The organism is Scytonema sp. PCC 10023, from assembly GCF_963920835.1.
Taxonomy (GTDB): domain Bacteria; phylum Cyanobacteriota; class Cyanobacteriia; order Cyanobacteriales; family Nostocaceae; genus Kalymmatonema.
In genome coordinates this window covers 15,336-41,531 of record NZ_CAWUDP010000056.1, presented here as the reverse complement: position 1 = coordinate 41,531, position 26,196 = coordinate 15,336, and the positions used below count along the sequence as shown (strand labels likewise).

21 protein-coding genes are annotated in these 26,196 nt (G+C 42.3%); 9 read left to right on the top strand and 12 right to left on the bottom strand.

Features of this window, described 5'->3' with window-relative positions; all coding sequences use genetic code 11:
- Positions 1-5 precede the first annotated feature (5 nt).
- Positions 6-650, top strand: coding sequence for a cofactor assembly of complex C subunit B (locus tag ACM0OZ_RS29110; protein ID WP_073635752.1), 645 nt, complete (start codon positions 6-8; stop codon positions 648-650).
- A 173-nt stretch (positions 651-823) separates the two neighbouring features.
- Positions 824-1,342 carry a DUF456 domain-containing protein gene (locus ACM0OZ_RS29105; protein WP_414586323.1) on the top strand — a complete coding sequence of 173 codons (519 nt, stop codon included), beginning with the start codon at positions 824-826 and terminating at the stop codon, positions 1,340-1,342.
- Positions 1,343-1,671: 329 nt separating this feature from the next.
- Here the strand turns inward: ACM0OZ_RS29105 and nblB are convergent, their stop codons facing one another.
- The 5 genes from nblB to ACM0OZ_RS29080 form a co-directional block, all read right to left on the bottom strand.
- Positions 1,672-2,343 carry a phycobilisome degradation protein NblB gene (nblB, locus tag ACM0OZ_RS29100; protein WP_414586322.1) on the bottom strand — a complete coding sequence of 224 codons (672 nt, stop codon included), beginning with the start codon at positions 2,341-2,343 and terminating at the stop codon, positions 1,672-1,674.
- 102 nt (positions 2,344-2,445) lie between these two features.
- The gene (locus tag ACM0OZ_RS29095; RefSeq protein ID WP_414586321.1) at positions 2,446-2,913 is read right to left on the bottom strand and encodes a CBS domain-containing protein; all 468 of its coding nucleotides are present in this window, start codon (positions 2,911-2,913) and stop codon (positions 2,446-2,448) included.
- 138 nt (positions 2,914-3,051) lie between these two features.
- Positions 3,052-4,095, bottom strand: a complete 1,044-nt coding sequence (locus tag ACM0OZ_RS29090; RefSeq protein ID WP_414586320.1) for a M42 family metallopeptidase — start codon at positions 4,093-4,095, stop codon at positions 3,052-3,054.
- Between the two features lie 145 nt (positions 4,096-4,240).
- Positions 4,241-5,326, bottom strand: coding sequence for an SGNH/GDSL hydrolase family protein (locus ACM0OZ_RS29085; protein ID WP_414586319.1), 1,086 nt, complete (start codon positions 5,324-5,326; stop codon positions 4,241-4,243).
- A 344-nt stretch (positions 5,327-5,670) separates the two neighbouring features.
- Complete coding sequence (locus tag ACM0OZ_RS29080; protein ID WP_414586318.1) at positions 5,671-5,913, bottom strand: hypothetical protein; 243 nt, start codon at positions 5,911-5,913, stop codon at positions 5,671-5,673.
- 1,616 nt (positions 5,914-7,529) lie between these two features.
- Between ACM0OZ_RS29080 and ACM0OZ_RS29075 the strand changes: the two genes are divergently transcribed.
- The 5 genes from ACM0OZ_RS29075 (at position 7,530) to ACM0OZ_RS29055 (ending at position 14,250) form a co-directional block, all read left to right on the top strand.
- Positions 7,530-10,607 carry a peptidase domain-containing ABC transporter gene (locus ACM0OZ_RS29075; RefSeq protein WP_414586317.1) on the top strand — a complete coding sequence of 1,026 codons (3,078 nt, stop codon included), beginning with the start codon at positions 7,530-7,532 and terminating at the stop codon, positions 10,605-10,607.
- Between the two features lie 116 nt (positions 10,608-10,723).
- Positions 10,724-12,286: an HlyD family efflux transporter periplasmic adaptor subunit gene (locus tag ACM0OZ_RS29070; protein WP_414586316.1), complete on the top strand. Its 1,563-nt coding sequence runs from the start codon at positions 10,724-10,726 to the stop codon at positions 12,284-12,286.
- A 23-nt stretch (positions 12,287-12,309) separates the two neighbouring features.
- Positions 12,310-13,092, top strand: coding sequence for a peptidylprolyl isomerase (locus ACM0OZ_RS29065; RefSeq protein WP_414586315.1), 783 nt, complete (start codon positions 12,310-12,312; stop codon positions 13,090-13,092).
- Between the two features lie 477 nt (positions 13,093-13,569).
- Positions 13,570-13,872, top strand: a complete 303-nt coding sequence (locus ACM0OZ_RS29060; RefSeq protein ID WP_414586314.1) for a hypothetical protein — start codon at positions 13,570-13,572, stop codon at positions 13,870-13,872.
- Between the two features lie 186 nt (positions 13,873-14,058).
- A complete protein-coding gene (locus tag ACM0OZ_RS29055; protein ID WP_414586313.1) occupies positions 14,059-14,250 on the top strand; it encodes a hypothetical protein in 192 nt (63 codons plus the stop codon).
- Between the two features lie 96 nt (positions 14,251-14,346).
- On the opposite strand, the gene ACM0OZ_RS29050 is transcribed toward ACM0OZ_RS29055, so the two are convergent.
- From ACM0OZ_RS29050 to ACM0OZ_RS29040, 3 genes are all read right to left on the bottom strand, one after another.
- A complete protein-coding gene (locus tag ACM0OZ_RS29050; protein ID WP_414586312.1) occupies positions 14,347-15,189 on the bottom strand; it encodes a hypothetical protein in 843 nt (280 codons plus the stop codon).
- Between the two features lie 814 nt (positions 15,190-16,003).
- Positions 16,004-17,512 (bottom strand): M16 family metallopeptidase, encoded by a 1,509-nt coding sequence (locus tag ACM0OZ_RS29045; RefSeq protein ID WP_414586311.1) that lies wholly within the window; start codon positions 17,510-17,512, stop codon positions 16,004-16,006.
- Between the two features lie 79 nt (positions 17,513-17,591).
- Entirely contained in the window at positions 17,592-19,169 is a 1,578-nt protein-coding gene (locus ACM0OZ_RS29040; RefSeq protein ID WP_414586310.1) for a M16 family metallopeptidase, read from the bottom strand.
- Positions 19,170-19,444: 275 nt separating this feature from the next.
- Between ACM0OZ_RS29040 and ACM0OZ_RS29035 the strand changes: the two genes are divergently transcribed.
- Together ACM0OZ_RS29035 and ACM0OZ_RS29030 are read left to right on the top strand one after the other, a co-directional pair.
- The gene (locus tag ACM0OZ_RS29035; protein ID WP_414586309.1) at positions 19,445-20,509 is read left to right on the top strand and encodes a hypothetical protein; all 1,065 of its coding nucleotides are present in this window, start codon (positions 19,445-19,447) and stop codon (positions 20,507-20,509) included.
- Between the two features lie 192 nt (positions 20,510-20,701).
- Positions 20,702-21,316, top strand: coding sequence for a TetR/AcrR family transcriptional regulator (locus ACM0OZ_RS29030; RefSeq protein ID WP_414586308.1), 615 nt, complete (start codon positions 20,702-20,704; stop codon positions 21,314-21,316).
- 39 nt (positions 21,317-21,355) lie between these two features.
- Here ACM0OZ_RS29030 and ACM0OZ_RS29025 read toward each other — a convergent pair whose 3' ends face one another.
- From ACM0OZ_RS29025 to ACM0OZ_RS29010, 4 genes are all read right to left on the bottom strand, one after another.
- Positions 21,356-21,802, bottom strand: coding sequence for a DUF4332 domain-containing protein (locus ACM0OZ_RS29025; protein WP_414586307.1), 447 nt, complete (start codon positions 21,800-21,802; stop codon positions 21,356-21,358).
- A 539-nt stretch (positions 21,803-22,341) separates the two neighbouring features.
- Entirely contained in the window at positions 22,342-22,686 is a 345-nt protein-coding gene (locus ACM0OZ_RS29020; protein ID WP_414586306.1) for a DUF760 domain-containing protein, read from the bottom strand.
- Between the two features lie 293 nt (positions 22,687-22,979).
- Complete coding sequence (locus tag ACM0OZ_RS29015; protein WP_414586346.1) at positions 22,980-23,936, bottom strand: RNA polymerase sigma factor, RpoD/SigA family; 957 nt, start codon at positions 23,934-23,936, stop codon at positions 22,980-22,982.
- Between the two features lie 1,176 nt (positions 23,937-25,112).
- Positions 25,113-26,114, bottom strand: a complete 1,002-nt coding sequence (locus ACM0OZ_RS29010) for a PstS family phosphate ABC transporter substrate-binding protein (protein ID WP_414586305.1) — start codon at positions 26,112-26,114, stop codon at positions 25,113-25,115.
- Positions 26,115-26,196: the final 82 nt, after the last annotated feature.

The window sequence follows — 26,196 nt, the reverse complement described above, 5'->3', positions numbered from 1 at the left end:
GACTAATGACTAAATCCGATCCCAATAAAGTTTTACGGCGTCTACCCATCGTAGTAGGTGGGTTGGGCGCGGTACTTTTGCTGATTAACCGTTTGCTAGCACCAGAATTAACGAACTCCCAAGCGCGTGCAGATGTTCTGGGTGTGATTTTGAGTGCGGTGTTGATTTTAACAGGGTTAATTTGGCAGCAAGTACAACCGCGTTTACCAGAAGCCGTGCAACTCATTGGTGAAGAAGGTTTTGTGCTTGCACCCAATTTACCCCAAGCTGTGAAAACAGAACTAGCTTGGGCATCGCATTTGTTATTAACGAATACGGTGACGCGATCGCTCGTCGTTTTCTATAAAGATAAAGTGTTGTTACGTCGGGGAATTTTAAGCCCTAAGTCGGATGTCGTACCAGGAGCAATCTTAAAACGAGTGCTGGAAAAACAAAAGCCAGTTTATCTGGTAGATTTAAAAGTCTATCCAGGAAGGGTTGAATTTGATTATTTGCCAGAGAATACTCAAGGTGTGATTTGTCAACCAATTGGCCAAGAGGGAGTCCTAATTTTAGGAGCAAATGCTCCTCGCAGCTACACTAAACAAGATGAAAACTGGATTGCGGGAATTGCAGATAAATTAGCTGTTACCCTAAAAGAGGAAATATAGCGCTTTTGCTCTAAATGAAGTAATTATTTATCTGTGTCCATCTGTGGTTCATTATTTCTTTGTGTACCTTATCCAGTTGCAAACCGCTATAAGTAATATTTAGTGGTTAGTGGTTAGTAGTAAAATAAACAATTAACTACTAACCACTAATAAATAACAACTCACAAATAATTATGCAAATTATTTACTGGTTACTTCTTGCCCTAATGGTTGTGGGTATTATTGGCGCTGTAGTTCCTGCGATTCCAGGAGCCAGTTTAATTTTAATTGCAATAATCACTTGGGGATTTATTAGTGGTTCTTTTGCCGCGATAAAAATACCGCTTATTGTGACAATTGTTGTTTTATTACTGAGTATAGGAATTGATTTTTTAGCCAGCTACTTGGGTGCAAGAAAGGCTGGTGCAAGTCAGTGGGGGCAAATTGGTGCAATTGTTGGATTAGTGGTGGGTTTTCTAGGATTATTGCCAACATTGCCTTTTGGTGGTCCATTATTAGGAATGTTACTCGGACCGCTTCTCGGAGCAATTATTGGTGAGTATATTTACCGACGGGATTTGAACTTGGCTATTAAGGCTGGTATTGGAATTGTCGTAGGTACGGTGGTTGGGAATTTGATTCAAGGGTTGTTGGCGATCGCAGCAGTTGTGGTTTTCGTAGTTACAACTTGGCCACAAGTATTTGGCACTTAGAATGAGAGCGAAAATTGCAAAGGCGGGTTTTATCGTTTTCAAGCCTGATTTAACTGATTGCGGCAAGGAGTTCCCACCATACAACAATTCAAAATTATTAATTCAAAATTCACGCAAATAATCTTATTTTTGAAATATAAATTTTGAATCAGGGAATTGTCATGCCAGATACCTGTGTCGGAAGATCCTCGGGAGAGTACTGGCGACTGAATGCCGTTTCCCATAGCAGTGGCTGAAGACTGACTCAAGATTGGGAATGCTCCAAAATATGTCTAGGTCTTTATTGCCCTAGACATAATTTTTCCGCTTTATTACCTAATCCCCAATCCCTAATCCCCAGTCCCCTTTACATATTTTATAGCTTCAGTTGCAACAGCCTCTGCTTGATCATTTGCCAAAGTTTCTAATATGGAATTGGCTTCTGTACCGCCTAAACGGCTTAAGGCTTGCGCCAGTCTATAACGAACTTGCCAATCTGGATCTGTTGCATAGGGAGCTAACAAGGGAATAGCCTGCGTATTTCCCAACTCGCCAAACGAACTTATAGCTGCAGTCTTGACTAAATCATTGTCTGAAGCAAGTGCCTGTGTTAGCAACTCAAAGGCTCTTGGATCGCCCAACTCTCCGAGTGTAGCGATGATGCTGAATTGTACAATCCACTCGTTGGTGGTTTGGTAAGTTTTTTGTAAATCTTCAAAAGCATCATGTAGCTTCAAAGCGCCTAAACAATCTGCTGCTGCGGCTTGCACATCGGCTTCAGGATCATTGAGCAAGCGATCGCGCAATATATTCAAAGATAAGTCTAAATTTTGTCCGCCTAGAGTATCCAACTGACTGACTGCTGAGTACCGCACACGGGAACTGCTATCGTTAACAGCATTTTGAATCAACTCAAAACCACTAGCGGGTTCTAGTTGACGAATTTGATTCACTGCTCGCAAGCGATCGCCTAAATCTTCGGAATTCAGCAGTTGCTTGACAGATTCAGGAGTAATACTCATTTGATGATCCCAGTTTTCAAAAATGTTTTAAAAAAACTTAACAATTCAGACTCACTAGCCACATACTGGACTAATGGCTTATGACTTATAACTCATGACTTATCACCCATCTTGATCGGCTGCCATTGCCCGAATAATGTCACCACGCGTGAGAATACCAATAACTTGGCCCTCGCTGTCAAGGACTGGCAAGCGGTGGACATTGCGATCGTGCATCAGTCTAGCAGCTTCTCTGGCAGTTTTGTCAGGAGTAATGGTGATTGGGTTTTTGCTCATGACTTCGCCAACAGTTTGTCCAAGTGCTTTATGCAGATCGCGTTCATAATCTGCGGGATTTTGTAAATAAATGACGCTATCAAGAAACATGATGTAAGCCGGAGGAGTGACACCAGTTTCTTGCCACATCAAGTCCGTTTCCGAAATAATACCTATTAATTTGCTAGTGTCATCTACAACAGGCAACCCACTTATCCGTCGTTCTGCCAGGATTTTAATCGCTTCCTGTAAAGGACTTTCCGGTCGGACGACAATCGGATCACGGCTCATGATATCGGCAACGGTCTTAGGCATTGGCTTGCTGTCACCTTTTATTAACCTACCTGGGATCATTGTAAAGAATTGCGGGTCTTAACCTGATAGCGTTAATACATTGTTACCAAGAAAGAACTCAGAACTCAGAATACAGAAGTAGTTTTGGGTGATTACCTATCACTCAAATTCAGTTTCACAAAACACTTGTAACAAATCAATACAATTTGCAATTGCTCCCAAGTGAGCAATTTCGTACCCATGAGTGTTTTGTGTAGGAAACGCCAAACAAGCCCCACGAGCAACATGACCAAACTTCATAGCTATTGAAGCATCACTACCAAAACCACTGAGTGTTGCAAGCTGTACTGACATATCCAATTGCTTAGCGCAGTGACGCAGCTGCCCATTTAGCGTTTCATCATAAATCCCATATCCATCTTGAAAAAGTATCACAGGGCTTTTCCCGTCCTCAATTGGGTATTCTGATGAGAGGGGACAAATTTCCAAAGCAATCAAGGCATCTAAGCGCTGGTTTTGAGTAAAGAAAAGTGCTCCAATTGCTCCCACTTCTTCTTTTGCTGACGCTACCAGGTAGACATCGACTGGTGGCTGTTTTACCTTTTCCGCAAGTCCTAGTAGGATAGCAACTGAAGCTTTGTTATCCAAGGTATAACTGGCAATATAGTCGTTTAACCTGATGGGGTGCTTACGATGCTTGCCAATCACCATTCTAGTTCCTGGTCGAATGCCAGCTGCTTCTAATTCAGGAGTTGTACATTTTGTCTCAATCCAAGCATTTTCCCATTTTACAGGAGTGTCTTCCTGCTGGACTTTTTGTGGTGATTCGTGGGAGACGTGGCGGGAACCAAAACTGAGAATACCGCTGACAGTTGCGTTGTCTCCCAGTAAATCCACAACTCCTTCACCATAAACCCACGGAAATGCGCCACCTAGCTTACGAACTTCGACTCGACCGTTGTCGCCTACTGTTTTTACAATTGCACCTATTTCATCTTTATGAGCGGTGATAGCGATTTGTCTTGTTGGATCTAACCCTGGAATTTTAGCAATGATATTGTCAGCGCGATCGCACCAAACTTCGACTCCCAACGCTGCAAATTGTTGCATCAAGAATTGGTTAATTTCTGCTTCTACACCACTAGGAGAATGGTGCATAACCAATTCTTCAATTTTTTTGAATAAGTCTTCGTAATTCCACATTGTTAGTTTAATTTTAACCAAAAATATATCTTTTTTTATCTAATCAATCATATATCAAGACTGGATTGTGCAAACTTTATATAAAAACAAAGCCGTCATTCATGAGAATCACGGCTGACTTGGATGACTTAGTTAATAAACAGATTTATCTTTCAACGACTGCACGGCATGAGTGTTTGCTAACGACTTGACTTGCTAGTGGAGTGAGGGCTAAGTTTTTTTGTTTGCGCTTAAGCATTGCTGCTGCACCCAAAGCACCAAGCCCCAACAGACCTAATGTTGCAGAGGATTCAGGGACAGACTTAGCTCTAATTGAGGCTAACGCTGTTTCTGCTACAAGCTTATGAACTGGTGAAGTGGGATGAACAGAATCAAAGAACAAGAACTCGTTCGGGTTATTACATACACTTATGATTACACCTTGCACAAGATCACCTACCACACAAGGTGCGGTAACATTTGTGAAACCGAATTCACTCGGATTAGCTAGCAGCCTATTAAATAGGGAATCAACATCAACGGAGATAATATTGACGCCAGGGGTATTACTTAATTGACCCAGACCAGCTGCCAATGCCGCGTTATGATTGTTTGTTAAAGTCGTGAAAGCGTTAGCATTTCCCGTCGCCGACACCAAAGGAGTCTTGCCTAAATCTGGCAAGTTAAATACCAAAATATTTTTTGCGCCTGCTTGGGCAAGTAACCCTACTGAATTTGATACATTCTTGACTGTTTGATTGACGTCAGGGCTCTGAGTAAACAAGTAATCGTTCGCACCTGACCACACAGCATAAAGACCGTTTGGGTCAACCTTCTGATTGTTTGTTAGGAACGGTTGCGTAAACGAGCCGACTTGTTCCAGTACTCCTGGAACACCGGGAACATTAAAGAAGTTTCCTTGACCAGACAAAGAACCACCAAAGGCATAGTTAACGCCTTCCGGAGGAGTCGTTCTGAGCTGAACGATTAAATCAGTAATTGGGGTAGGGGGTAATCCTAAGTTGTCTCCGAGATAGTCCACCCAAATCTTGTCATTGGAAAAACGTCCTTGAAAGTAGGGCGGTGGGGGAATCGGACCTGTTGGTAAGCCCTGGGTGACGTTGAATAAGTTGCCAGTGTCTGACAGGCTGTCACCAAAGATCACAAACTGACTAAAATCAGCAGCTAAAGCTTTTAGTGGCACAGTCAAAGAGAAGAGGACGAATCCTGCTGTCACGAGTTCTTTTTTCATCTCAAAGCCTCCGGGAGTGTGGAAACCGCGTACACTACAGCCACGCGGAGGAAACACGACTCGGCAATTTTAATTGCCGTCAACATTAGCGCCTTGGGGTTACTCAATACCGTGTAGTATTGCAATCTACGCATCTGCGGGCAATTACGAACTGATATCTTTCAACGCCAGATACCTAGGTCGGGAAACCCTCCTGCAGTACTGGCTCCCCTGTACGCACCCTGGGTTTTGCTCGAATAAGCCTCCCTTGCGGGGTTAAGTTAGGTGAGTGCTAGCTCCTGCGGAGCCGCTACGCGTAAGTCCTTACGGACAGGCTGCGCCAACACGAAATGTGGGCTTTGCGCTTACGCACACGCTCTTGCAACGACAATGTTATTGGTCGGTAGTATCACGCGCGACACTGGCTTAACCCAATAAACCTGTTTAATCCTTCGGTTCTTGAGCTTGGAACTAGCACTCTCCTCCAAGGTAGGAACTTGAACACTTACCAATAACGTAGTACCCGAAGGTACATGAGTCTGGTCAACTAATCCGCTTAGGTTTGAGGCGATGATCGCCCCCTCACCGTAGGGCAGGGGTATTGACACTTACTCTGGCTTTGTGTAATTTTTTATTACGTCTGACATTTAATCAATGGCGATCGCTCTGGTTTGGCTACAACTTTAAGTTTGTACGTACGGCTTTTGGGTTCGCTGTTGCCAACCCATTTAACATCTTATTCGACATATTCAGGGTGTATAACAATTGATCATACTATTTTATTCAACTTTATCTATTTAGATAGATGCATTAACTGTGGTTAATACTAAAGTTGTAAATATAGTATTTTATGTCTATAGGTAGATGCTTAAAATTTCTTGTAAAACATAATTTTAACGGCATTTAACTTATTTTTAAGTTATTAGTGTAGGAAAACTTTGTACAAACTTACTTTTAATTTGATAGTTCCAAAGTTTGTATGAAAAACTGTAAATTAGCAGTAGTTGAAAAGACAAGTATTCGTACTACTGTTAAAATCAACATCGTGACATGTATTAAAAAAATATGTGTATTAAATAAAGTGATTATAAATTTTCTATGAAGATTAGATTGAGGGTGAAACAAAATTGACAAAATGTATAAGGATTGATATTGGAGATACCAAATCATTAAGTAAACAACTTCAGGTAGTGCTGTATGTTTGAAATTAACTTCTAAGTTGTTTCAGAGCGACAGTCGTCTCCTGAATAAGTATGAACAACTGAATTCAGGCTGATGCAACAAGAAGAGATTGCGTTCATGCTTGAAGTCTCCCCCCATTTGATTTCAGTTATTAAACAGGTTTCAAATCTCTCTGTAAGCTTCACTCAAACCAACTCAGGATTTTGAGGTTAAGTGAGTTATTCGTTTGGCAAATTGGCAAAGTTCATTAAAACTATTAAGCCATATTGTTAGGTGGCCAAAAAGTTCCTGTGATTTTTGAGAAAAATCTCAAAAGTTGAAGTGCTAGTATAAAATCTAACTAGTGCTAAAAACAAAAGACAAAAGCTTTGAATTCTTAAATGAAACAGTGAACTTGTCACTGTTTGTAATGGCTTTGCCAAGCACTGATTGTTTATCATGGACACAAAAACCATGCTATTTGCAAATTTTTGTAGGGATGCTTACTACCATATGTCAATTCAGTACTATAAATTTTTAGTAGCAAAACTCCAAACACCAATTTTTCTTCATTTACAAAATCAATTTAAAAACATGGTATAACAGCTAGTATTTGGTTACGTATAAGGTAATCAAAATTTCCAGTGACCCAAGAATTACCCCCTAGACTCCCAAAATACTAAGGGATAACTCTTAGGGTCTGCGACAACCGAGGAATTGCCCCCCTAGACTCCCAAAATACTAGGGGGGATACTTCCAAGGTCAGTTGCACATCACTTATTAACTTCGCAGCTGTTAATCCTTTGCGCTTGGATTTTGCTCACAGCTGCGACGGACCTATTCGCCCACGTTTTTATGACCACAACTGGTAACAATTATGTCACACCAAATAAGTAAACAACAAGCTTTTGAAAAGCCACGACAAGATCAGCAGCCAGTGGTGGCACCTTTTATAAAAGCAGACATTACGCTTGGTAATAGGTAATCCAACCGAAGACTAGTTTCCATTGGTCATCACATCGAGTTCAGACCAAAGACTTATTCTTAGGATGGAGAAAAAGTAATGTCATTGGTGATAGCGCAACAGCAGCTATATAAGCAACTCACCACAGCTTTGGGTGAGACAATTTCACAACAGGAACTGTTGATGTGGATTACAGAGGCAGAAATCGTGGAGCCTCCACCCACAAAGCAGTTCTGGGTTTCAACAGATAGTCGAGCCGGAATATATCTCATTATTTCTGGCAAAGTCAGACTGTTGGATAGTGCGGAGAACTTAATTACAACTCTCGGTGCAGAATCATTGTTTGGGGAAGCGACTTTATTTCCAGAACAACGCTTTGTGCCATACGTCGCTAGAGCTTCGACAAACCTCAAGCTTTGCTATCTCAAACAAGAGATACTGCAAACACTAATGGAGAAATATCCCAGTATCCGAGATTACCTGTGGAAACGCGCACAGGTGTGGGATTTGCTGATGATCTATCGACAAAACTCGCAATTAGAGTGCCAGCCATCGGATGTAGCAGGGATACTCAAAGCCTTATCGCTATTTGAGCCCCACAGCCTAGACATAAATGAGGAAATATCCGCACCACCAGATGGCAAACTATGGCTGCTGCACAAAGGGGAATTGTGGCATACAGATGGTCAGTGTCTCACAGCAGGCAAGATGTATGCAGACCTAAAACAGGGTCTTTGGCAGGCGACAAAGCCAACGAGCGTTTATATTCTCCGAGATTCGCATAGGCAAACAGCCTTGGAGCACTGGCAACAGCTAGCTCAATTAGTTGTAGATCAACAGCGTCCTTTGGTCGTGGAAGACCAAAAGCCACGTTCTGTTAGGTCAAAACCAGAACGAATAGCCTCTTCTGGAAACGTTATACCCTTTCCCCAACGTGAGTCGGCGTCAAAACAAAAGCCAAAAAAATCACGTCCCTACTTTCCCAGCCCGAAGGTCAAAGTAGGGCAAGTCTGGGGACAGATCAGCAAAAGCTATCCATACTTTGCACAACAAAGCGCTGCTGACTGTGGTGCAGCCTGTCTAGTCATGATTGCACGCTACTGGGGTAAGCGTTTGAGCGTCAATCGACTGCGGGATTTAAGTAACGTCAACCGCTCTGGCGCATCACTGCGTGCCTTAGCCGCCACCGCTGAAAGCGTTGGCTTTGCCTCGCGTCCAGTCAAAGCCAGCTTTGACAAATTGGCAGAGCAACCGCTACCAGCGATTGCTCACTGGGAAGGCAAGCATTACATAGTCGTCTATGAAATCACCAAAAAACACGTGATAGTAGGCGATCCCGCCATTGGTCAACGCACCCTGACCCTAAAGGAATTTCAAGCAGGCTGGACTGGATACGCCTTATTGCTGCAACCCACAGTCCAACTTCAAGAAGCCCAGGAAGAAACTACAGGCATCTGGAGGTTTTTTGAGTTAGTCAAACCGCATTTTTGGGTACTGCTGGAAGTGTTCTTGGCTTCGGTGCTGATTCAGGTGTTTGGGCTGGTGACGCCATTGTTTACCCAGTTACTGTTAGACAAAGTGATAGTACAAGGCAGCATCTCCACATTAAACGCGGTCGGTTTAGGGTTGATGATTTTTGGCTTTTTCAACATTGCTGTTAATGGGGTGCGGCAGTATCTTTTGGCTCACACTGCTAACCGTGTCTCTGTTGCACTATTAGTGGGTTTTATTAAACACACCTTCCGCTTGCCCTTATCATTCTTCGAGTCCCGCTACGTCGGGGACATCGTTTCTCGTATCCAAGAAAACCAGAAAATTCAGCGCTTCCTCACCGGCGAGACACTGTCAATCATTCTCGATTTGCTGACAGTGTTTATCTATGTGGGATTGATGTTCTGGTACAACTGGCGCATGGCATTACTGGGGTTGATGATTGTGCCACCATTTTTTATCCTCACTCTGGCTTCCACAAACATCTTGCGCCGTATGTCCAAAGAGATTTTCAATGCTGGAGCAGAACAAAGCAGCTATCTGATTCAATCCCTAACAGGAATTCGCTCTATCCGCTCAATGGCAATTGAACACACAGTACGCTGGCGTTGGGAGGAACTGCTAAATAATTTAATTAAAAAATCCTTTACCGGTCAGATAATTGGCAACAACTTGCAAATTATAAGCGCCATCATCGATACCGTGATGAATACAGCATTGCTATGGTATGGGGCATGGTTGGTGATTCACAATGAACTCACCATTGGACAATTAGTTGCCTTCAATATGTTGTTGGGCAGAGCGATCGCTCCTTTCAAGCGGCTCTCGGTCGTGTGGAATCAATTCCAAGAAATCGTCATTTCAGTGGAACGCATTAACGATGTCCTAGAAGCAAAACCAGAAGAAGACTTGCTCTCGTCACCCCGCAAGCCTGTACGTAAACTTCAAGGGAGAATTCGCTTTCTCGATGTCACATTCCGCTATCACCCAGAAAGCGAGACAAATGTTTTAGAAAATCTCAGCTTTGAGATACAGCCCGAACAAACAATAGCAGTCGTAGGGCGCAGCGGTTCTGGGAAGACAACTTTGTCAAAGTTAATTTTGGGTTTATATCCTCCTACAGAAGGTAAAGTCTTAATCGACGGTCAGGATCTAAGTGGAATATCCCTGAAGTCGCTCCGACAGCAAATTGGTGTGGTAGACCAAGGCACATTCTTGTTTGGCGGTACGATTCGGGAAAACATCGGCATTGCTCATCCAGAAGCCTCTTTGGAAGAGATTATCGAGGCAGCGCATTTGGCTGGGGCAGATGAATTTATTCAGCAATTTCCTATGGGTTACGAAACCGAAATCGGTGAAGGCGGCGGTATGTTATCTGGTGGTCAACGCCAACGCATAGCCATTGCTCGTGCTTTGCTAGGCAATCCTCGATTGTTAATTTTCGATGAAGCCACTAGTAGCCTTGATGCGGAATCTGAACGCATTATTCAGGAGAACCTGAAAACAATTCTCAAAGGGCGCACTAGCCTGATTATTGCCCATCGCCTTTCCACTGTACGGAATGCTGATTTGATTCTAGTTCTAGACAAAGGAGTCTTGGTGGAAAGCGGCACTCACGAAGAATTAATCGCTAAAAAAGGACATTACTACTACCTCAACCAACAACAATTTGCTTATGCAGGTTGAGTCATTGGTCATCGCGTGTAAGGGGACTAGGGGTTCCCACACAGTGGGGTTGGGAACGAAGAGGAAAATCATTCACCTACATCCCTACCTCGCAATCTACCCATCTTAAAAAAACTATGCCATACACATCTCGCAATCGATCATCTACGGTTGCCAAATCAGCGCCAGATGAGCAGACAAATGATATAAATCCACTGGAAGTGGCGGAATCTTCACAGTTAGAGAGTCAGACAGAAGCAGCAGATGAGGCACAAGAATGGTTTTTCGGTACCGAAGAACTACTAGATGCCTTACCACGTGCTTGGACGCGCTCTTTGCTGTACTTGTTAATAGGCTTTGCAGCGCTAGTCTTACCTTGGTCGATGCTCTCGAAAGTTGATGAGACAGGGAGCGCCAGAGGGCGTATTGAACCATTAGGTGCAACGCAAAAATTAGATAGTTCATCTAGCGGAAGCGTCACTGCTGTCAGGGTTAAAGAAGGAGAGGCAGTAAAAGCAGGTCAGATTTTGCTGGAACTAGAGTCAGATATCTTAAGAACTGAAATCAACCAAGTTCTAACAAAGCTCGACGGGCTACAGAATCGGCAGCAAAACTTAGAACTGCTCAAAAATCAATTGACACTGGCTTTGCGCACTCAGCAGCAACAAAACCAGGCTCAACAATTGGCAAAACAGTCTCAAGTAGAGCAGGTGCGACAGAATTTGGTTGCTCTTAAAGCTGTTTATAACTTACAAAAAGAGGAAAAACGAGCGAAAGTTGACCAGATGCAACAAGCTATTGACTCAAGCAAGGCAGCCCATAAGTTAGCACAAGTTCGTTTGCAAGCCTCTCAAGAAAAAATCCCACGCTATCAACAGGCTTATGAAGATGGTGTCATGTCACAAGACCGCTTCAAGGAAGTCCAACAGTCAGCAAAAGAAGATTACGAACGCCTGGTACAAGCTCGTTCTGATATTTCTCAGGCTCAGTCTCGCCTCCAAGAACAACAAAGCAATTACCAAAAGAGCATTCATCAGGCTCAATCTGAGATTCAGCAAGCCGAACTGCGCTTACAAGAAGAACAACGCAGCTATCAAAGCCTGATTCATACAGGTCAACTCGCACAACTCAAAGCTGAAGAACAACTTAAAGAACTGCAAACACAAATCAAATCGCTGCAATCTGAAATTGCCCAGACCAGAAGCCAAATCACATCTCTAAAGATTCAGTTAGGGCAAAGAGTTGTGCGAGCGCCGATTGACGGTGTGATTTTTGAGTTGCCGATAACCAAGCCAGGAGCTTTCGTACAACCTGGTCAGAGAGTTGCCCAAATTGCATCTAAAAATGCTGCCTTAGTACTCAAAGCTACTATGCCTAACCAGCAAAGCGGCTTTTTGAAAGTGGGAATGCCGGTCAAAGTCAAGTTTGATGCCTATCCTTTCCAGGAGTATGGCATTGTGCCTGGGAAAGTGAATTGGATTTCTCCAGACTCCAAAGTGAGTCAAACACCTCAAGGTAATATAGAAACTTTTGAGTTAGAAATTGCCTTAAATCGGCAGTATATCCAGAATGGCGACAAACCTATTGCATTAACTCCTGGACAGACTGCAACTGCTGAGGTGATTATCCGCCAGCGGCGCATCATCGACTTCATCATAGACCCGTTTAAGAAATTGCAAAAAAACGGTTTAGACCTTTAATCATTAGCGAGAGAAATTGTTCCATGTTAAAACGTTTGAACATTTCCTGCGAAGACATAATTCGCAACATCAAACTTTCTTGTCAAATTCCTAGTGTTGTCGAAGCTATAGCTACTCAACAAATTATTGCTGAGGCTGCTGAGGAAGCAAACATTAAGGTTTCGGAAGAAGAACTACAGCAAGAAGGAGATAAGCTGCGGGTAGAAAAAAAACTAGTACAAGCTAAAGACACCTGGGCTTGGCTTAAAAAACATCATCTTTCTCTGGATGATTTTGAAGAATTAGCCCGCAGCAACGTACTTTCTAAAAAATTAGCCAATCACCTGTTTGCAGATCAAGTTGAACAGTTCTTTTACGAACACCAACTCGATTACCTTGCAGCTGTCACTTACGAGGTCATTTTGGATGATAAAGACTTGGCTTTGGAACTGTTTTATGCCCTACAAGAAGGCGAAATCGGTTTCCAAGAAATCGCCCGTCAATACATCCAAAATCCAGAAAGCCGCCGCGCTGGTGGATATCAGGGAATCCGACATCGCACAGACTTTCGACCGGAGATAGCCGCTCCTGTATTTGCAGCGACTCCGCCCCAGATTCTCAAGCCAATTGTGACTCCCAAAGGAGTCCATCTCATTTGGGTTGAAGAAATCATTCAACCCGAATTTAATGAGGAGTTGCGCCAAAAAATTATTACAGATTTGTTTTCTGCTTGGTTAAAGCAACAAATCGAAAAAATGGAAATTGTCACCCAGCTAGACTCAGAGACCAGTTTACAACCATCGAAGGAACGGCTGATGCAGGCTTAAATCAGTTATTAACGACAAAAGTACTAATACAAATTCAGCTATTTTTTGTAACCTATTATCCTCTTTTGTAAGGAGGCTTATAGAAGAATCTGTGGTTTCTTAAATGAGGCTTTAAATCCATAAATTAGACTGAAAACACTTAAAAAGATGTTGTTTATTCTCTAAACATATGAATTTTCTTATTTCTTTTTTAAAGAAAATTGTTTAACTTAGTAACTTTATATTTTACTTAAAATAGACAAGAAAAAATTGCTTTTCTTGCCTAGTTTTCTCATCTTAATGTATTAAATATTTTTGACTTTAAATGATAAGTAAACTCTTTGAATTATTCCTATTAAATATCAAGAATACTAATTAATTAAACCGAGATTTGATGTTGCATTTTTGATTCAATCTGCTATATTAATAATGTAAGCAAAAAACAAAGTTGCTTACACGAATTCCGAAAAACAATCTACCAATTCCCAGGAAAAACCCATGATTATTTCTGATCTGAATCATCTCGAAGTTGTTGAAGGTGCTGATGTTGTAGGTGGATACAACTATAGAAAGAATGACTTCCAGGTTGATGTTAACATCGACAAAAACATCGACATCAAAGAAGACGTCGATATCTTGAAGAAATTCAAGGCTAAGGTTGATGTCAAGGGTAATTCTGCTATCGCAGAAAGCAAGGCTGATGCATTCGGTGATGATACCATAGCTCAAATTTTCACCTTCACTGAAACTGATCATAACTACTCTAAGGCTGATGGTACCTCCATCTCTGCTACTAACTAGTTTCAGTTGACTGTAACCTAATAAAGACGATTTTTGAGGACGTTGATGATTTATAAAGTTCGCTCATATTGGCCATAATGAGTTGAAAGCTTTATAAAAAATTCCTCAAAAGCTAACAAAAATCGCTGAAAGTTTTTTAACTTTCAGCGATTTAACTATTTGTAAACAACTATAGGTTCCACAATCATGGCTCGCTATCAAGTTGTAATTAAACGGATAGTCTCACCTGATGGTAAGATTGTTGCAGAGGCAAAAAGCATAGCCACAGCATCTGACGATAGCCAAAGTGAGATTCATCAAACCGTCTCAGTCAACATTTCTTCTGGCAATAGTTGTAGCGCTCGCTCAACATCTAGCTCTACTTCCAGTGCTAAGTAGCTCAAAATAAATAAACTAACCAGACTCCATGAAATATGGTGTCTGGTTAGTGTTAACAATTAGCTATTAAGTTGTTTTCAAACCCCAACGGCTATCTTATCTTTTCAACGAGCAGCCTAAAACCGTTTCTTTGCGTCTACTTTTCAACACTACACCAATTACACCACAACAGGATAGTAAAGCTAGGATGCTTGAAGGTTCAGGAGTTCTAGCTGTAACTATAGCGTTATTTCTCTTCACTTCTATTAAAGTTAAATTTGTTTTCTTAGCAAAAGAGCGTTGCAGAGAACCCTGAACGAAAGCTGTAGCTGATTCTTCATTTCCTTTAAAATCAGACGTTTTGATTGGATTGCTTAATGTAACATTTTCGCTTTTTTGAAATCCGATAAAATCGCTATCGTCTTCGCTGGTTACATTTCCCACAAGGCTAAAGAAGTCTAAGACGCTGTCATTAGCGGTGTCGAGTAAAACGAAAGATATATCTCCACTTGCTGTTGCATCTTCCCTTACACCTATCGGTGGTGGATTGTCTATTGATGTTGCCACGTTTAAACCAGCTGTGAAGTCAAAAGAAAAAGGTGTACCTGCATCTACATCGAAGTTACCGATAACTGTAGCCTCACTTTCTGCTTGTCCTAAATAATTTGTACCTTTACCCAGGGCTATGTTAAAAGATGAATTGAATGCTGTTGGTGGAGCAAGTATAAAAGTTGCTTCTGCGTTAGCCAAAGCATTCACTAAGTCATTGTTAATAACGGTGTTGGTGTCAACGTTAGTGTCAACCGTTGAAGGGCTTTGACTAAATCTTGTAAATTCTACTACCCCTTCAGATAGTGCTAAGGTAGCAGCTTGACTAGGTGAGGCTGCTAACACAGAACTAGCTATCCACGGAGTAAGCAATAGTAAGAAGCGCTTGGTAAATGCCTGATATTGCTTCATAACAAATCTTTTTCTATACTCGTTAGGTTTTCAACCGATTCACTCACCTAACTGCTTAGATGAGTATAAATAATAACAGTAAGCATCACGCAGCCTGAATATCTTCCGAGCTAGTTTTGCAGTATCGAAAGAAAATTCTTCCAGTAACAGAGGATACTTTGAAACCTTGTGACAAACAAAAACCCGCAATTACCGCATCAGTAATATTTCAATAACTCTTTTACGGGTAAGTTATTACTTCAGTATCAATACTAAAGCTCTTTTGACCTGTTTTTTACTGATTCTATGGAAGCTATAGTCAAAATTTAAACTTGTACGAGACTTTAATGATGAAATTGCAAATTTACGCAGTTTTACTAGATTTACTTAATATAAATACGGTATGATATCTTGTTGTCTTAAAATTGGCTCAAACGCTCATCTTGCCCTTTTATCTTTTATTTAAGGGGTGATTCAGCAGCTGAGTTGCATTTTAGTCTTGCAATCTTTCGTAGGCTCAGCCTGACAACGGATCATAAGCGAAGACAGGGTTGGGTGAAACCATGACAAAACCGGACAACCTTCCCCCACAAGTACTCTTGAAGCACCCACAGATATCTGTGGTGGGGGCAAAAAAGGGGGTTATTCTCAATTATTCGTACTTGTTGAAAGATTTACCCGCCTTTTTTGCCAAGGTTGTCCGGTTAAGTCTCGGAAAAATGTAGCGGCAACTACGAGCGTTACGCTAGGAACTTATGAACATATTTAATGAACATATTTAAAAATTCTCAAGGTTAAGGTTAGCGTTCCCTGGCTCAACGCCAGGGAACGCATATTAATTCTTCGCCTGGCTTGGTGAACCAGGAATCGTCACATCTAATACCGTCACTTGTGTTGCTAGCTGCGTCAGTGGTGGTTTCATCGCGTTTTGATTCCCGACTACCAAAGTCACCAAATTTTCTGGCTTGAGGTATTTCCGCGCTACCCGCTGCACATCAGCCGCTGTGGTTGCTCGCACAGCACGCTGATAGCGAAACAGGAAATCGGACGGATAGCCGTAATATTCGTACCGCATTAAGCGAGACAATGTTTGCGCGGGATCTGCAAAATTGAAAACAAACGAGTTGAGAGTAGACTCTTTAGCAAAAGCTAACTCCTGAGGCGTTACCCTTTGAGCTTGGATGCGCTTGATTTCTGCCTGTACAGCTTTGACAAACTGCACTGTAGCATCAGAGCGCGTTTGTCCCCCAGCAATGAACAAACCAGGGTAGTCATGGCGGGGACTCCAGGAACCAGACACGGAGTAAGCTAAACCTTGACGCGATCGCACTTCATTAAACAAGCGTCCACCGAATCCATTTAACACCCCATTCAACACATCTAGTGCTGGATAATCAGGGCTATTGAATTGTCCCCCCAAATGCCCAATCAAAACACTACTCTGTGTCAGTTGCGGTTGATTAACAACAAAGACACCGCCTTGTTTATTTTGCGACACTTTGGGTAACTGAGGTTTAAGCAGTTGCGGATTTGGTTTCCAGTCAGCTAACTTCGCTTGAATGAGCGATCGCATTTTTTTCGAGTCAAAATCCCCGACAATTCCCAATATCATATTATTGGGATAAAAATACTGCTCTTTAAACTTCACCAAATCCTCACGGGAAATTTTATCCAGCGTTGCATACTCTTCCGTGCGGGCATAAGGGCTATCTTTGCCATAAATTAATTTCTGAAATTCCCGATTCGCAATATCATCAGGATCGTCATTGCGACGGGCGATCCCACCTCGCAGCTGCGTTTTTGCCAAATCCAGCTTTTCTGGAGCAAACACTGGCTCCCGCAGCACCTCAGCAAACAACCCAAACACCGTTTCCAAATCTTCAGTGAGTGCTTCAAAAGAAGCACTACCAGCACTTTCGCCAATACCAGTTTCTACTAAAGCCGCCCGTTGCTCCAAAATTTCATTGAGTTGATCTGGCGTATGCTTCTGAGTTCCTCCAGAACGCATGACGACACCCGTCAACTGAGCCAAACCAACCTTATCTCCTGGTTCAAAGCGATCGCCCGTACGTACCATCACCGAACCACCCACCAACGGTAGCTCGTGATCCTCCATCAAATACACAACCATGCCGTTGTTCAACACATACCGCTCATACTTCGGTAACTTCACCTGAGGTAGTGGCGGCAGCTGTAACTCCGTGTAATGTTTTGCCGCCGTCGCCGCCCAAGATGTGTTCAACACTCCAAAGCATAGCAAGGGAACCAACGCAAAACAAACCAACAACGAGTAAAAAAACCTTCTCACTTTTACCTTGTCCCTTCTACCCCTAAACCTCTTCATATCTCTTTTCTCCTCCTTGTTGGTGCTCTAGCCTCCAGCACGTAGCTCTTGCGTCTAAGGTGTCTTGACAGTTCAATTCCTATTTCTGCTTCGACAACAGCTTACCAACTGTACGATTTTCCGCTGTAAACGTTGCCGTCGCCACTCGTTGAATATCAGCAGGCGTGACGGCAACAATTTCATCCAACTGCTTGAACAAATTCCGCCAAGAGCCAGTTTTTACCTCATACTCCAACAACTGCTGCGCCATTCCCATATTGGAATCGAGTATTCGCAACAAACCTGCTCGAGCTTGCGTTTTCACTCGCTCCAACTCGGTAGCAGAAACTGGCTCAGTTTTCAACCTCTCAATTTCCTTACGCAAAGCTACCGCCACCTCATCAACCGTGTGACCCGGTGCTGTGAGAGTATAAAACAACATCAAATTGGGATACTTATCACCTGGGAATCCACTGAAACCCTGTGCTGCTAGCGCCAACCGCTGCTGTTCGACTAAAGACTTATACAATCGCGACGTACGCCCATTACTGAGCAAGCTAGCAATAATTTCATAAACTGCTTGATCTGGATCAGTTATTGCCGGACGGTGATAACCTTCAAGATACCAAGGTTGAGAAGGGAACTCCACAGTCACTTCCCGCGTTTGTGTTTGTTTTGGTTCTGAGGGGATTTGAGCAACAGCTTTTTGTTTTGCCTTGAAACGCCCAAAGTAAATTTGTGCCAGTCTCTTAACTTCAGTGGGGTTGACATCACCAACAACGGCAATTGTTAAATTACTGGGTGCATAGTAGCTGTCAAAAAACTTCTGCACATCTTCGCGTGTCAAATTGCGGATATCTTGGTCGTAGCCAATCACGGGACGTTTATAGGGATGGGCTTGAAAAGCGGTACCGATAAACTTTTCTATCATGATCCCGATAGGAGAGTTTTCCACCCGCAGACGTCGCTCTTCTAAAATGACATCTTTCTCCTTATAAAACTCCCGAAATACGGGATCTAGAAATCTTTCCGATTCCAACGACATCCACAGTTCTAACTTATTGGAAGGAAAGCTGTAAAAATAACGAGTCGCTTCCGTAGAGGTATTGGCATTTAAACCTACGCCTCCCGCCTGTTCGACAATTCGTCCTAATTCGTTTTGCTTGGCAAGTTTAGCAGCTTGTGCTTCTATTTGCTTGAACTGAGCTTCTAACTTAGCAACTTCATCTTTTTTATTAGCCGCTTTTGCTGCTGTTATTTGTTCTGCCAATTGATCCAAACGCTCAAGTAATGGTTTTTCTACCTGGTAATTAGATGTACCGATTTTTGTGGTTCCTTTAAAAGCCAAATGCTCTAAAAAGTGTGCCACACCTGTTTGCCCATCTGGCTCATCCACGCCTCCAACATCAGCATAAGTCAGAAAAGAAACTACGGGCGCTTGATGTCTTTCCAAGACAATGAACTTCAAACCATTGTCAAGACGGAATTCTGTCAACTGCTTTATCACGCGATTCAAATAGGGCTGAATCGAACTTTCAGCAGATGGTGTCTGAGTCTTCGCTAGAGCAATTCCTGGTAGGAACCCCCACCAAAGAAGTATTGCTACAAGAAAAGAGACTAAAAGTTGACTTGCTTTGTTTTTCACTTCCCTTTGGTATAAGCAACTAAGCCTATTCATACACGAAAATAAAAGTAAATTTCTATGACAACACCAAAAACGTAACTTAGTCAACAGGGTCTTAATCTTGTATTAAGCTCTCTGTAGTGATTGCATTTAAGGTTAGACAATAACGCGACACATCCTGTTCCGGATATCTCACCATAGCTGTTATAGTCTCGTGCAGACTGCTATTTAGAACGTTAAAGTATACTAAGGATCTGGAAGCCTGACAGTTTTGAGAGCTTTAACTAAGGGGTGATCGCACAGTTATTTGATTTGGGAGATAGAGATTCATGGCTAGTAGCAATATTGAAGTAGTTTTCAGCTTTGATACTACAGGGAGCATGTATCCCTGTTTGACTCAAGTTCGCCGCAACCTCAAAAGCACTGTCACTCGGTTGCTCGATGAAATTCCTGGCATTCGTATTGGCATTATTGCTCATGGTGACTATTGTGATGCTGGGTCTACCTATGTCACAAAACACATGGATTTATCAGGGAATGTCGATACCATATGCAATTTTGTGCAAACTGTCGAAGCCACAGGTGGTGGCGATGCTCCCGAATGTTATGAACTCGTCCTGCACGAAGCTCAATCCTTCTCCTGGTCGCCTACCAGCATCAAAACTCTTGTGATGATTGGGGATGACATTCCCCATGCGCCTGCTCAAACGCCTCAAAAGCTGAATTGGCGAAAAGAACTGGAGAAGTTAACGAAGTTAGACATTACCGTCTATGGTATTCAAGCATTAAATCGTTCTCATGCAACACTTTTCTACAAGGAATTAGCAGATCAGTCTGGAGGTTTTCACCTCAATTTGGATCAATTTTCCTACATCACCGATTTCTTCCTATCCGTTTGCTACCAACAGTCGTCTCAAGATCAACTCCAGGCATATGAACAAGAAGTCGCAAACCAGGGGCGGATGAATCGCGGTTTGAACCGCATGTTTAACACGCTTCTGAAACGCGATGCTTCTGATGAGTTTGGGGAAGCAGATTTACGAGCAGTGTCACCTGGACGCTTTCAAGTTTTGGACGTGGATCAGGACATTTCCATCAAAGCTTTTGTCTTAGAGAATGGTTTGACGTTCAAAGTCGGACGAGGCTTCTACGAATTCACGAAGACAGAAACTATTCAAGGTCATAAAGAAATTATTCTCATGGCTCGCAAAACGGGCGATTTATTTGAAGGGGAAGCAGCACGAGATATGCTCGGTTTGCCTGCTGGGACAACTATGCGAATTAAACCAAGCAACCTGGAAAAATACGTTGTGTTTGTGCAAAGTACTTCTGCCAATCGCAAACTGATGGGAAAAACACGATTTCTGTATGAAGTGGAGGATTGGGCACGTTGATCAAATGAGTGGTTCCAACAAAACACCGCACCATAAAGGCGTATTGCTCATATTAAAATTTAGACACCTGCTGTTCGAGTCGTTTCCATATCATTAGGGTCTTAATCTTGTATTAAGCTTTCTATAGTTATTGCATCTAACGTTAGACAATAATGCTACACATCCTCTTCCGGATATATCACTATAACTATTATGCGAATTTTTAATTCTCCTCCATCCTCTGAAGCACAAACACGCACCCGCATTCTAGACGCGGCAAGGCGGTTATTTGCCTCCCAAGGATTTGATGGTACGACGACTCGTGACTTGGCACAAGCCGCAGGCGTCGCTGAAGGCACTCTGTTCCGTCATTTTTCCAATAAAAAGGCGATTTTGGTTGAGGTGGCAACTCAAGGGTGGGTGGAGATTCTGACAGATTTGCTGACAGAATTGAGTGAAATGGGCAGTTACAAGGCTGTTGCTCAGGTTATGCGCCGCCGGATGTGGAATTTCCATAAAAATGCTGACTTAATGCGCGTTTGTTTTATGGAAGCACAGTTTCACCCAGACTTGCGCGATCGCATCCAATCTGACGTGATTGTCAAAATGACTAATGTTGCCGAAGCCTTCTTTCAAACGGCAATGGACAAAGGAATCTATCGTAAGATGGATGCAGCACTGGTCGCTAAAGTTTTTTTAGGAATGTTTGCCGTTGCAGGGTTTTCCAACAACACCGTTATGGAACCAGACGCCTCACCTCAACAAATGCAAGCAATGGCAGAAGGACTAGCTGATATCTTCCTTAATGGAGTCTTAGCAAAAGAATAAAGAGTGAAGAAATTGTTTTATTTTCTTTTTTCTTTTCTTCTATCTTCTTTCTTGTATCGTTCGTGCTTGTTGATTCCACTGTTGAATTTGCTCAATCGAAGGACACAAATCACGCCGTTGCATTGTCGCAACTACAAAGCGCAGAAGTTGTTGGTGCAATCTGTGAGTGGGGGTAGTGGCTAACTGTCCCACAGATCCAATACCCGCATGCAGCAATAATCCACAATATTGTGTTCCTACACTGGGGATACGAGCCAAATCTGCCAATGCTACCCATTTATTGACATACTGAAGATGAACCTGTAATTTATTTGCCAGCGCTAGCCGCTCCATAGGGGTTTTCCCTTGTTTGACAAGCGCCTCTGTAGTCGTAATGCCGCAGTTTTGCAGTTGCGATTGTTCCTGCTGACTCAATCCAGGCAATTGCTCGATGGGCCAATGACAAGATGAGATACTACTCACACTTGATTTTTGTTTTGGGGACATTCTTTTAAGTAAGTAAGTGAAATTAAACATAAACATAAATTCTTTGTTCGTAGTGCGCGTTATCTTCCCAAAAGAGCAAGGTTTCTAACACCTTAATCCCTGACTACATTAGAGCGGTTTATGCCCACCGACTTCACAAAGAAATACTCTCTTTAAATATAAAACTCGGCAGTTAAGTTGGTGTCTGCCGAGTTTGTATTGTATTATAGGTTGGAAATTTATTTCGTTTTTTCAGCATTCCTTAATCAAAAGCAGACTGCACCAGATATTTTTACATTTGAAATTTTAGATGACCAAATACAAAAGGATACTAGCCCCTGGGTTCATCCGTGGGGTCTTCAATTTTGAATTTTGAATTTTGAATTTTGAATTCCCTGAAGGGGCTGACTCCCTCCCGCATCGGGCTATTTTAGCTTTGCTCTCGAGACAACGAGAGGGAGAGTATAAGGATTTTGCAGAGGGGAGTTTTGGATTGATTGTTATGAACACAACAATTATGAACACAACAATCCGAAATTTCCAACAGCAATTTCAAATTGCTACTCAGCATCAGCGTTGTTGGTTTCAATACCTTGCAAAGCCATTTCAAAGTTCATTCTCTGTTCGGCGTTACGCAAGAAATAACCGCTAATCATTGCGGAGGCAAGAAGACGACCCAAATTTTCTCTGCTGGTTGTGATGGTGACACCAAAGTGTTCAGAAGGCAGATTACCTAACAGCCCTACAATATTGCGCTCCATCACCTGAAGGACTTCGGCAGAAGAAGGTTTAGATAACTGGGTTACTGTCTGTGGACTTAAGGATTTAACATACTGCCACAGCAAGTCGCTGGTTTCTGACTCACTATTAAAAAATTCTGAAACTCGATTTGATGGGTTACTCACGTTATACCTCCTTTAGTAGAACAACTGCCGTTAGTGTTAGTTCAGTCGTGAATGCCTTTGATGTGTATGACAAAACTTTTGCTTTCGTATGTTCCTATAAACTAATGTAACAGTCGAGCTAAAACTACCAAAGTCGGTGTAACCGTACCAAAAGCAACGGATTGTCTCACCTAAATGCCATTTGTTAAGTGTCATTTGTCTACCTTCCGCTTAGCCCTGCTAACGGGGTCTACGAAGGTATACGTCATTTGTCCTTTGTGAACAACTTATGACAAAGGACAAACGACAAATGACTAACTTGCCAGATATTCATTTATATCGGCTTTCAACTTACGGAGTTTGGTTAAGGCTTCCCGCTCAATTTGCCGCACTCGCTCGCGGCTAATATTGAGGATTTCACCGATGCTGGCGAGAGTGTGTGCTTGCCCATCTTTCAAACCAAAGCGCAGGGAGATGACTTCCTTTTGCTGTGGAGTAAGTTCCCCCATGAGACGCTCTAAATCATATGATAGAGAAGATTGAGCAACAAATTCTTCTGGAGAAACTCCTGGGTCTTCCAACATTTCCCCGAGTTCTGTATCGTAATTATCTCCCAACCGCAAATCCAAAGACAGAGGCACACGTGCCTTTTCCAAATATTCTCGCACTTGCCTAGGAGTCAATTCTAATTCTTGTGCTAATTCAGAAGCTGTGGGGGCGCGTCCTAATTTCTGAGATAACTGTCGCTGCGCCTTTTTGATTTTATTCAATTTCTCAGTTATGTGGATAGGCAACCGGATAGTACGACCTTTTTCAGCGATCGCCCGCGTTATGGCTTGACGAATCCACCAATACGCATAGGTAGAGAACCTGTAGCCTTTGGTTGGGTCAAACTTTTCTACACCCCGCTGCATCCCTATGCTACCTTCTTGGATCAAGTCGAGTAGATCTACGTTGCGCTTGATGTACTTTTTAGCTACAGACACAACGAGTCGCAAATTTGCTTCTACCATCTTACGCTTGGCAATTTCAGCGTCTGCTATTGCTTCGTTCAACTCTGTTGGTTCTAGCCCTGTCGCTTTTGCCCACTCTTCTAAAGTTGGTTGACGACCTAAGCCGATGGCAAACGACTCCCTCACTTCGTGCAATGCTGATGCACGCTGCACCTGTTTGCCATAATGTATTTCTTCCTCATGGGATAATAGTGGCACACGGCCAATCTCACGCAGGTAAGTCCGCACGAGGTCTGTGGCTGTCTGAGCGGTCTTCATGGCACTACTCTTGGGTTTTGACGGGTTTGACAGAATGGTCAGAAAGCTGATAGATGCCTTTTGTTGGCTGTTTACCCAGTTAGACTGGGTAGCCATGCTGTGTTTCACAACTTACGCGCCAGGGTAAACAAGGGCGACTAATTGTCTGCAAATTTGGTTCTTAATTGCTAGAACTTACAGCTATTTCCCCTTTTTCTCAAGTATCTATAGTTAGATCGAAGGTAACCACTCCAACATTTTTTCTTTAGGTATTGTTAAATATTGTAACATTTATGAGAATTTTTGACTAGCTGTTAGGCTGTAAAACTACAGCCGCTCCCTGTCATTCAAGCCTAATACATCATTCAAGTATTGTCTAGAAACTTCTTTAATAAATGTATATGCAAAAAGAAAACTTTCTAAGAATTATTAAAATAAATCAACAATAACCATCATTGTTTGTCTATGACCATTGTTTTATTTTTATCTCAACTTGAAAACCTGAGCAGGCTGAGCTATTGATTTCATTTATTTTTACTGAAAATTAGCTCGCAGTAAACTAGCCGATTTACTGTATGTTAAGTAACTTATAGTCAATATCGACGATGCCACAATCGTTTTGTTATTGTATTTTGACTGACTCAGGAGCGGTACTAGAGCGATCTCCGTCTGTTGTTGTCCTAAGGTGGTGATTGCGAAGACAGCGCACAGTTCAAAGGGCGATCGCCGCAAGAGTAGAGAGTGTCACAGAGAGATTAGACTCGCTAACCACCCTACCTAATACATTTTGGTTAGTGATACCAAGCGTAAAAAATGATTGTGATTTTTTTAGCGCCCAAAACATAATTCATAATTGATAATTATCTTACATCGAGAGATTTAAACTCCACCTGGAACAAGACTGCTTAGAGAAGCAGGGGTATCAAATCGGCTTTAATAGAGCCTTCGTTGTGTACGAAGTAGATGAAGCTTCTTGCAAAAGACAAATTTATGAAAATTAAACCACAGATGGACACTGTCTTGGAAAGTTCTGAGCGGAGGAAACCGACCCTCAGACATTGCGCAGATGCACACAGATAAATAACTACTGTTAATCTGTGTGTATTTCTGGTTACCTATATGTTTCAATGATACTTTTGCAAGAAGTAAAGTATAGTGAACTGATAACTGACCTAACAAGGAAGAAGAAAGTTCTTTTTAGATGAAGTTGATAATAGGCTCGCCTGGTTTTGCCTTTTGGAATTTAGTACCAGTTTCACCTGTCACAAGTTTTCGTTGTACCTTGACGTAAGCGTCATCGGGTAGCGAAACATAACCAACTGAATCAACCCATTTCCAAGAATTCTCTAAATAGAATTTAAGAAACTCCTTGACTGCTGGTTTGGTGTCCAGCGACTTCTTGCTAACATAGACGAAAAGGGGACGAGACAAAGGAGTATAGATATTTTTCACAACATTGTCTACTGGAACTGGCTTTTCACAGTTTCCTTTTGGACTTTGTACGCCAACTAAATTCAGCTTATCTTGGTTTTGTAAATAATAAGATATGCCAACGTATCCAAGAGCGGTAGGATCGCCTGCAACTCCTTGGACAAGGATATTTTGATTGTGACTAGGAGTGTAGTCTGTGCGGCTATTTTTGGCTTTGCCAGTGATAGCTTGTGTGAAATAATCAAAGGTTCCAGTATCAGAAGCTGGAGCATAAAGCTTGAGCGGCTTGTTGGGAAACTTTGAATTGACTTGATTCCAACTGGTGATTTTGTTAGTGGATTTGGCATTCCACATTTTCTTAAGTTCATCAATAGTCAAACATTGGGCAAAGTTGTTTTGACGATTGGTAATGACGGCAATTCCATCAAGGGCAATAGGTAGTTCTACAAACTGAATGCCCTTCTTTTTACAGGTTTTGATTTCTTCATTCCTGAAGGTACGTGAAGCACCCACGATATCAATATCTCCTGCACAAAACTTACTGATACCGCCTCCAGTACCACTTGAAGCAACACTTATTTTGGCATTAGGTTGAACTTTTTGGTATTCTTCTGCGACTGCGAGAGAGATGGGAAAACCAACAGCCGCACCATCTATACTTACCTGTTTGTTCTTCTCCTCAGCGCTGTTGCAAGAAGTTATGCCGAAAGTCATAACTATTAGAGATGTGAGTAAAGCACGGCTTTTTAATTGATAGCAAAAGCTCATAATGTATAATCCTGTCGTTCTTTGAAATACTGTCTTAAGTTATGACGCGAATAAGTTTGCATGATTTGAGGAAACCGGACAG

Excerpts from the sequence above, each read along its gene's own strand:
- ACM0OZ_RS29060 (WP_414586314.1), top strand. The coding sequence starts at position 13,570 with ATGATTATTTCTGATCTGAATCATCTCGAAGTTGTTGAAGGTGCTGAT.
- ACM0OZ_RS29010 (WP_414586305.1), bottom strand. The coding sequence starts at position 26,114 with ATGAGCTTTTGCTATCAATTAAAAAGCCGTGCTTTACTCACATCTCTA.
- ACM0OZ_RS29035 (WP_414586309.1), top strand. The coding sequence starts at position 19,445 with ATGGCTAGTAGCAATATTGAAGTAGTTTTCAGCTTTGATACTACAGGG.
- ACM0OZ_RS29040 (WP_414586310.1), bottom strand. The coding sequence starts at position 19,169 with ATGAATAGGCTTAGTTGCTTATACCAAAGGGAAGTGAAAAACAAAGCA.
- nblB (WP_414586322.1), bottom strand. The coding sequence starts at position 2,343 with ATGAGTATTACTCCTGAATCTGTCAAGCAACTGCTGAATTCCGAAGAT.
- ACM0OZ_RS29015 (WP_414586346.1), bottom strand. The coding sequence starts at position 23,936 with ATGAAGACCGCTCAGACAGCCACAGACCTCGTGCGGACTTACCTGCGT.
- ACM0OZ_RS29045 (WP_414586311.1), bottom strand. The coding sequence starts at position 17,512 with ATGAAGAGGTTTAGGGGTAGAAGGGACAAGGTAAAAGTGAGAAGGTTT.
- ACM0OZ_RS29070 (WP_414586316.1), top strand. The coding sequence starts at position 10,724 with ATGCCATACACATCTCGCAATCGATCATCTACGGTTGCCAAATCAGCG.
- ACM0OZ_RS29065 (WP_414586315.1), top strand. The coding sequence starts at position 12,310 with ATGTTAAAACGTTTGAACATTTCCTGCGAAGACATAATTCGCAACATC.
- ACM0OZ_RS29055 (WP_414586313.1), top strand. The coding sequence starts at position 14,059 with ATGGCTCGCTATCAAGTTGTAATTAAACGGATAGTCTCACCTGATGGT.
- ACM0OZ_RS29030 (WP_414586308.1), top strand. The coding sequence starts at position 20,702 with ATGCGAATTTTTAATTCTCCTCCATCCTCTGAAGCACAAACACGCACC.
- ACM0OZ_RS29105 (WP_414586323.1), top strand. The coding sequence starts at position 824 with ATGCAAATTATTTACTGGTTACTTCTTGCCCTAATGGTTGTGGGTATT.
- ACM0OZ_RS29090 (WP_414586320.1), bottom strand. The coding sequence starts at position 4,095 with ATGTGGAATTACGAAGACTTATTCAAAAAAATTGAAGAATTGGTTATG.
- ACM0OZ_RS29075 (WP_414586317.1), top strand. The coding sequence starts at position 7,530 with ATGTCATTGGTGATAGCGCAACAGCAGCTATATAAGCAACTCACCACA.
- ACM0OZ_RS29095 (WP_414586321.1), bottom strand. The coding sequence starts at position 2,913 with ATGCCTAAGACCGTTGCCGATATCATGAGCCGTGATCCGATTGTCGTC.
- ACM0OZ_RS29085 (WP_414586319.1), bottom strand. The coding sequence starts at position 5,326 with ATGAAAAAAGAACTCGTGACAGCAGGATTCGTCCTCTTCTCTTTGACT.
- ACM0OZ_RS29110 (WP_073635752.1), top strand. The coding sequence starts at position 6 with ATGACTAAATCCGATCCCAATAAAGTTTTACGGCGTCTACCCATCGTA.
- ACM0OZ_RS29050 (WP_414586312.1), bottom strand. The coding sequence starts at position 15,189 with ATGAAGCAATATCAGGCATTTACCAAGCGCTTCTTACTATTGCTTACT.
- ACM0OZ_RS29025 (WP_414586307.1), bottom strand. The coding sequence starts at position 21,802 with ATGTCCCCAAAACAAAAATCAAGTGTGAGTAGTATCTCATCTTGTCAT.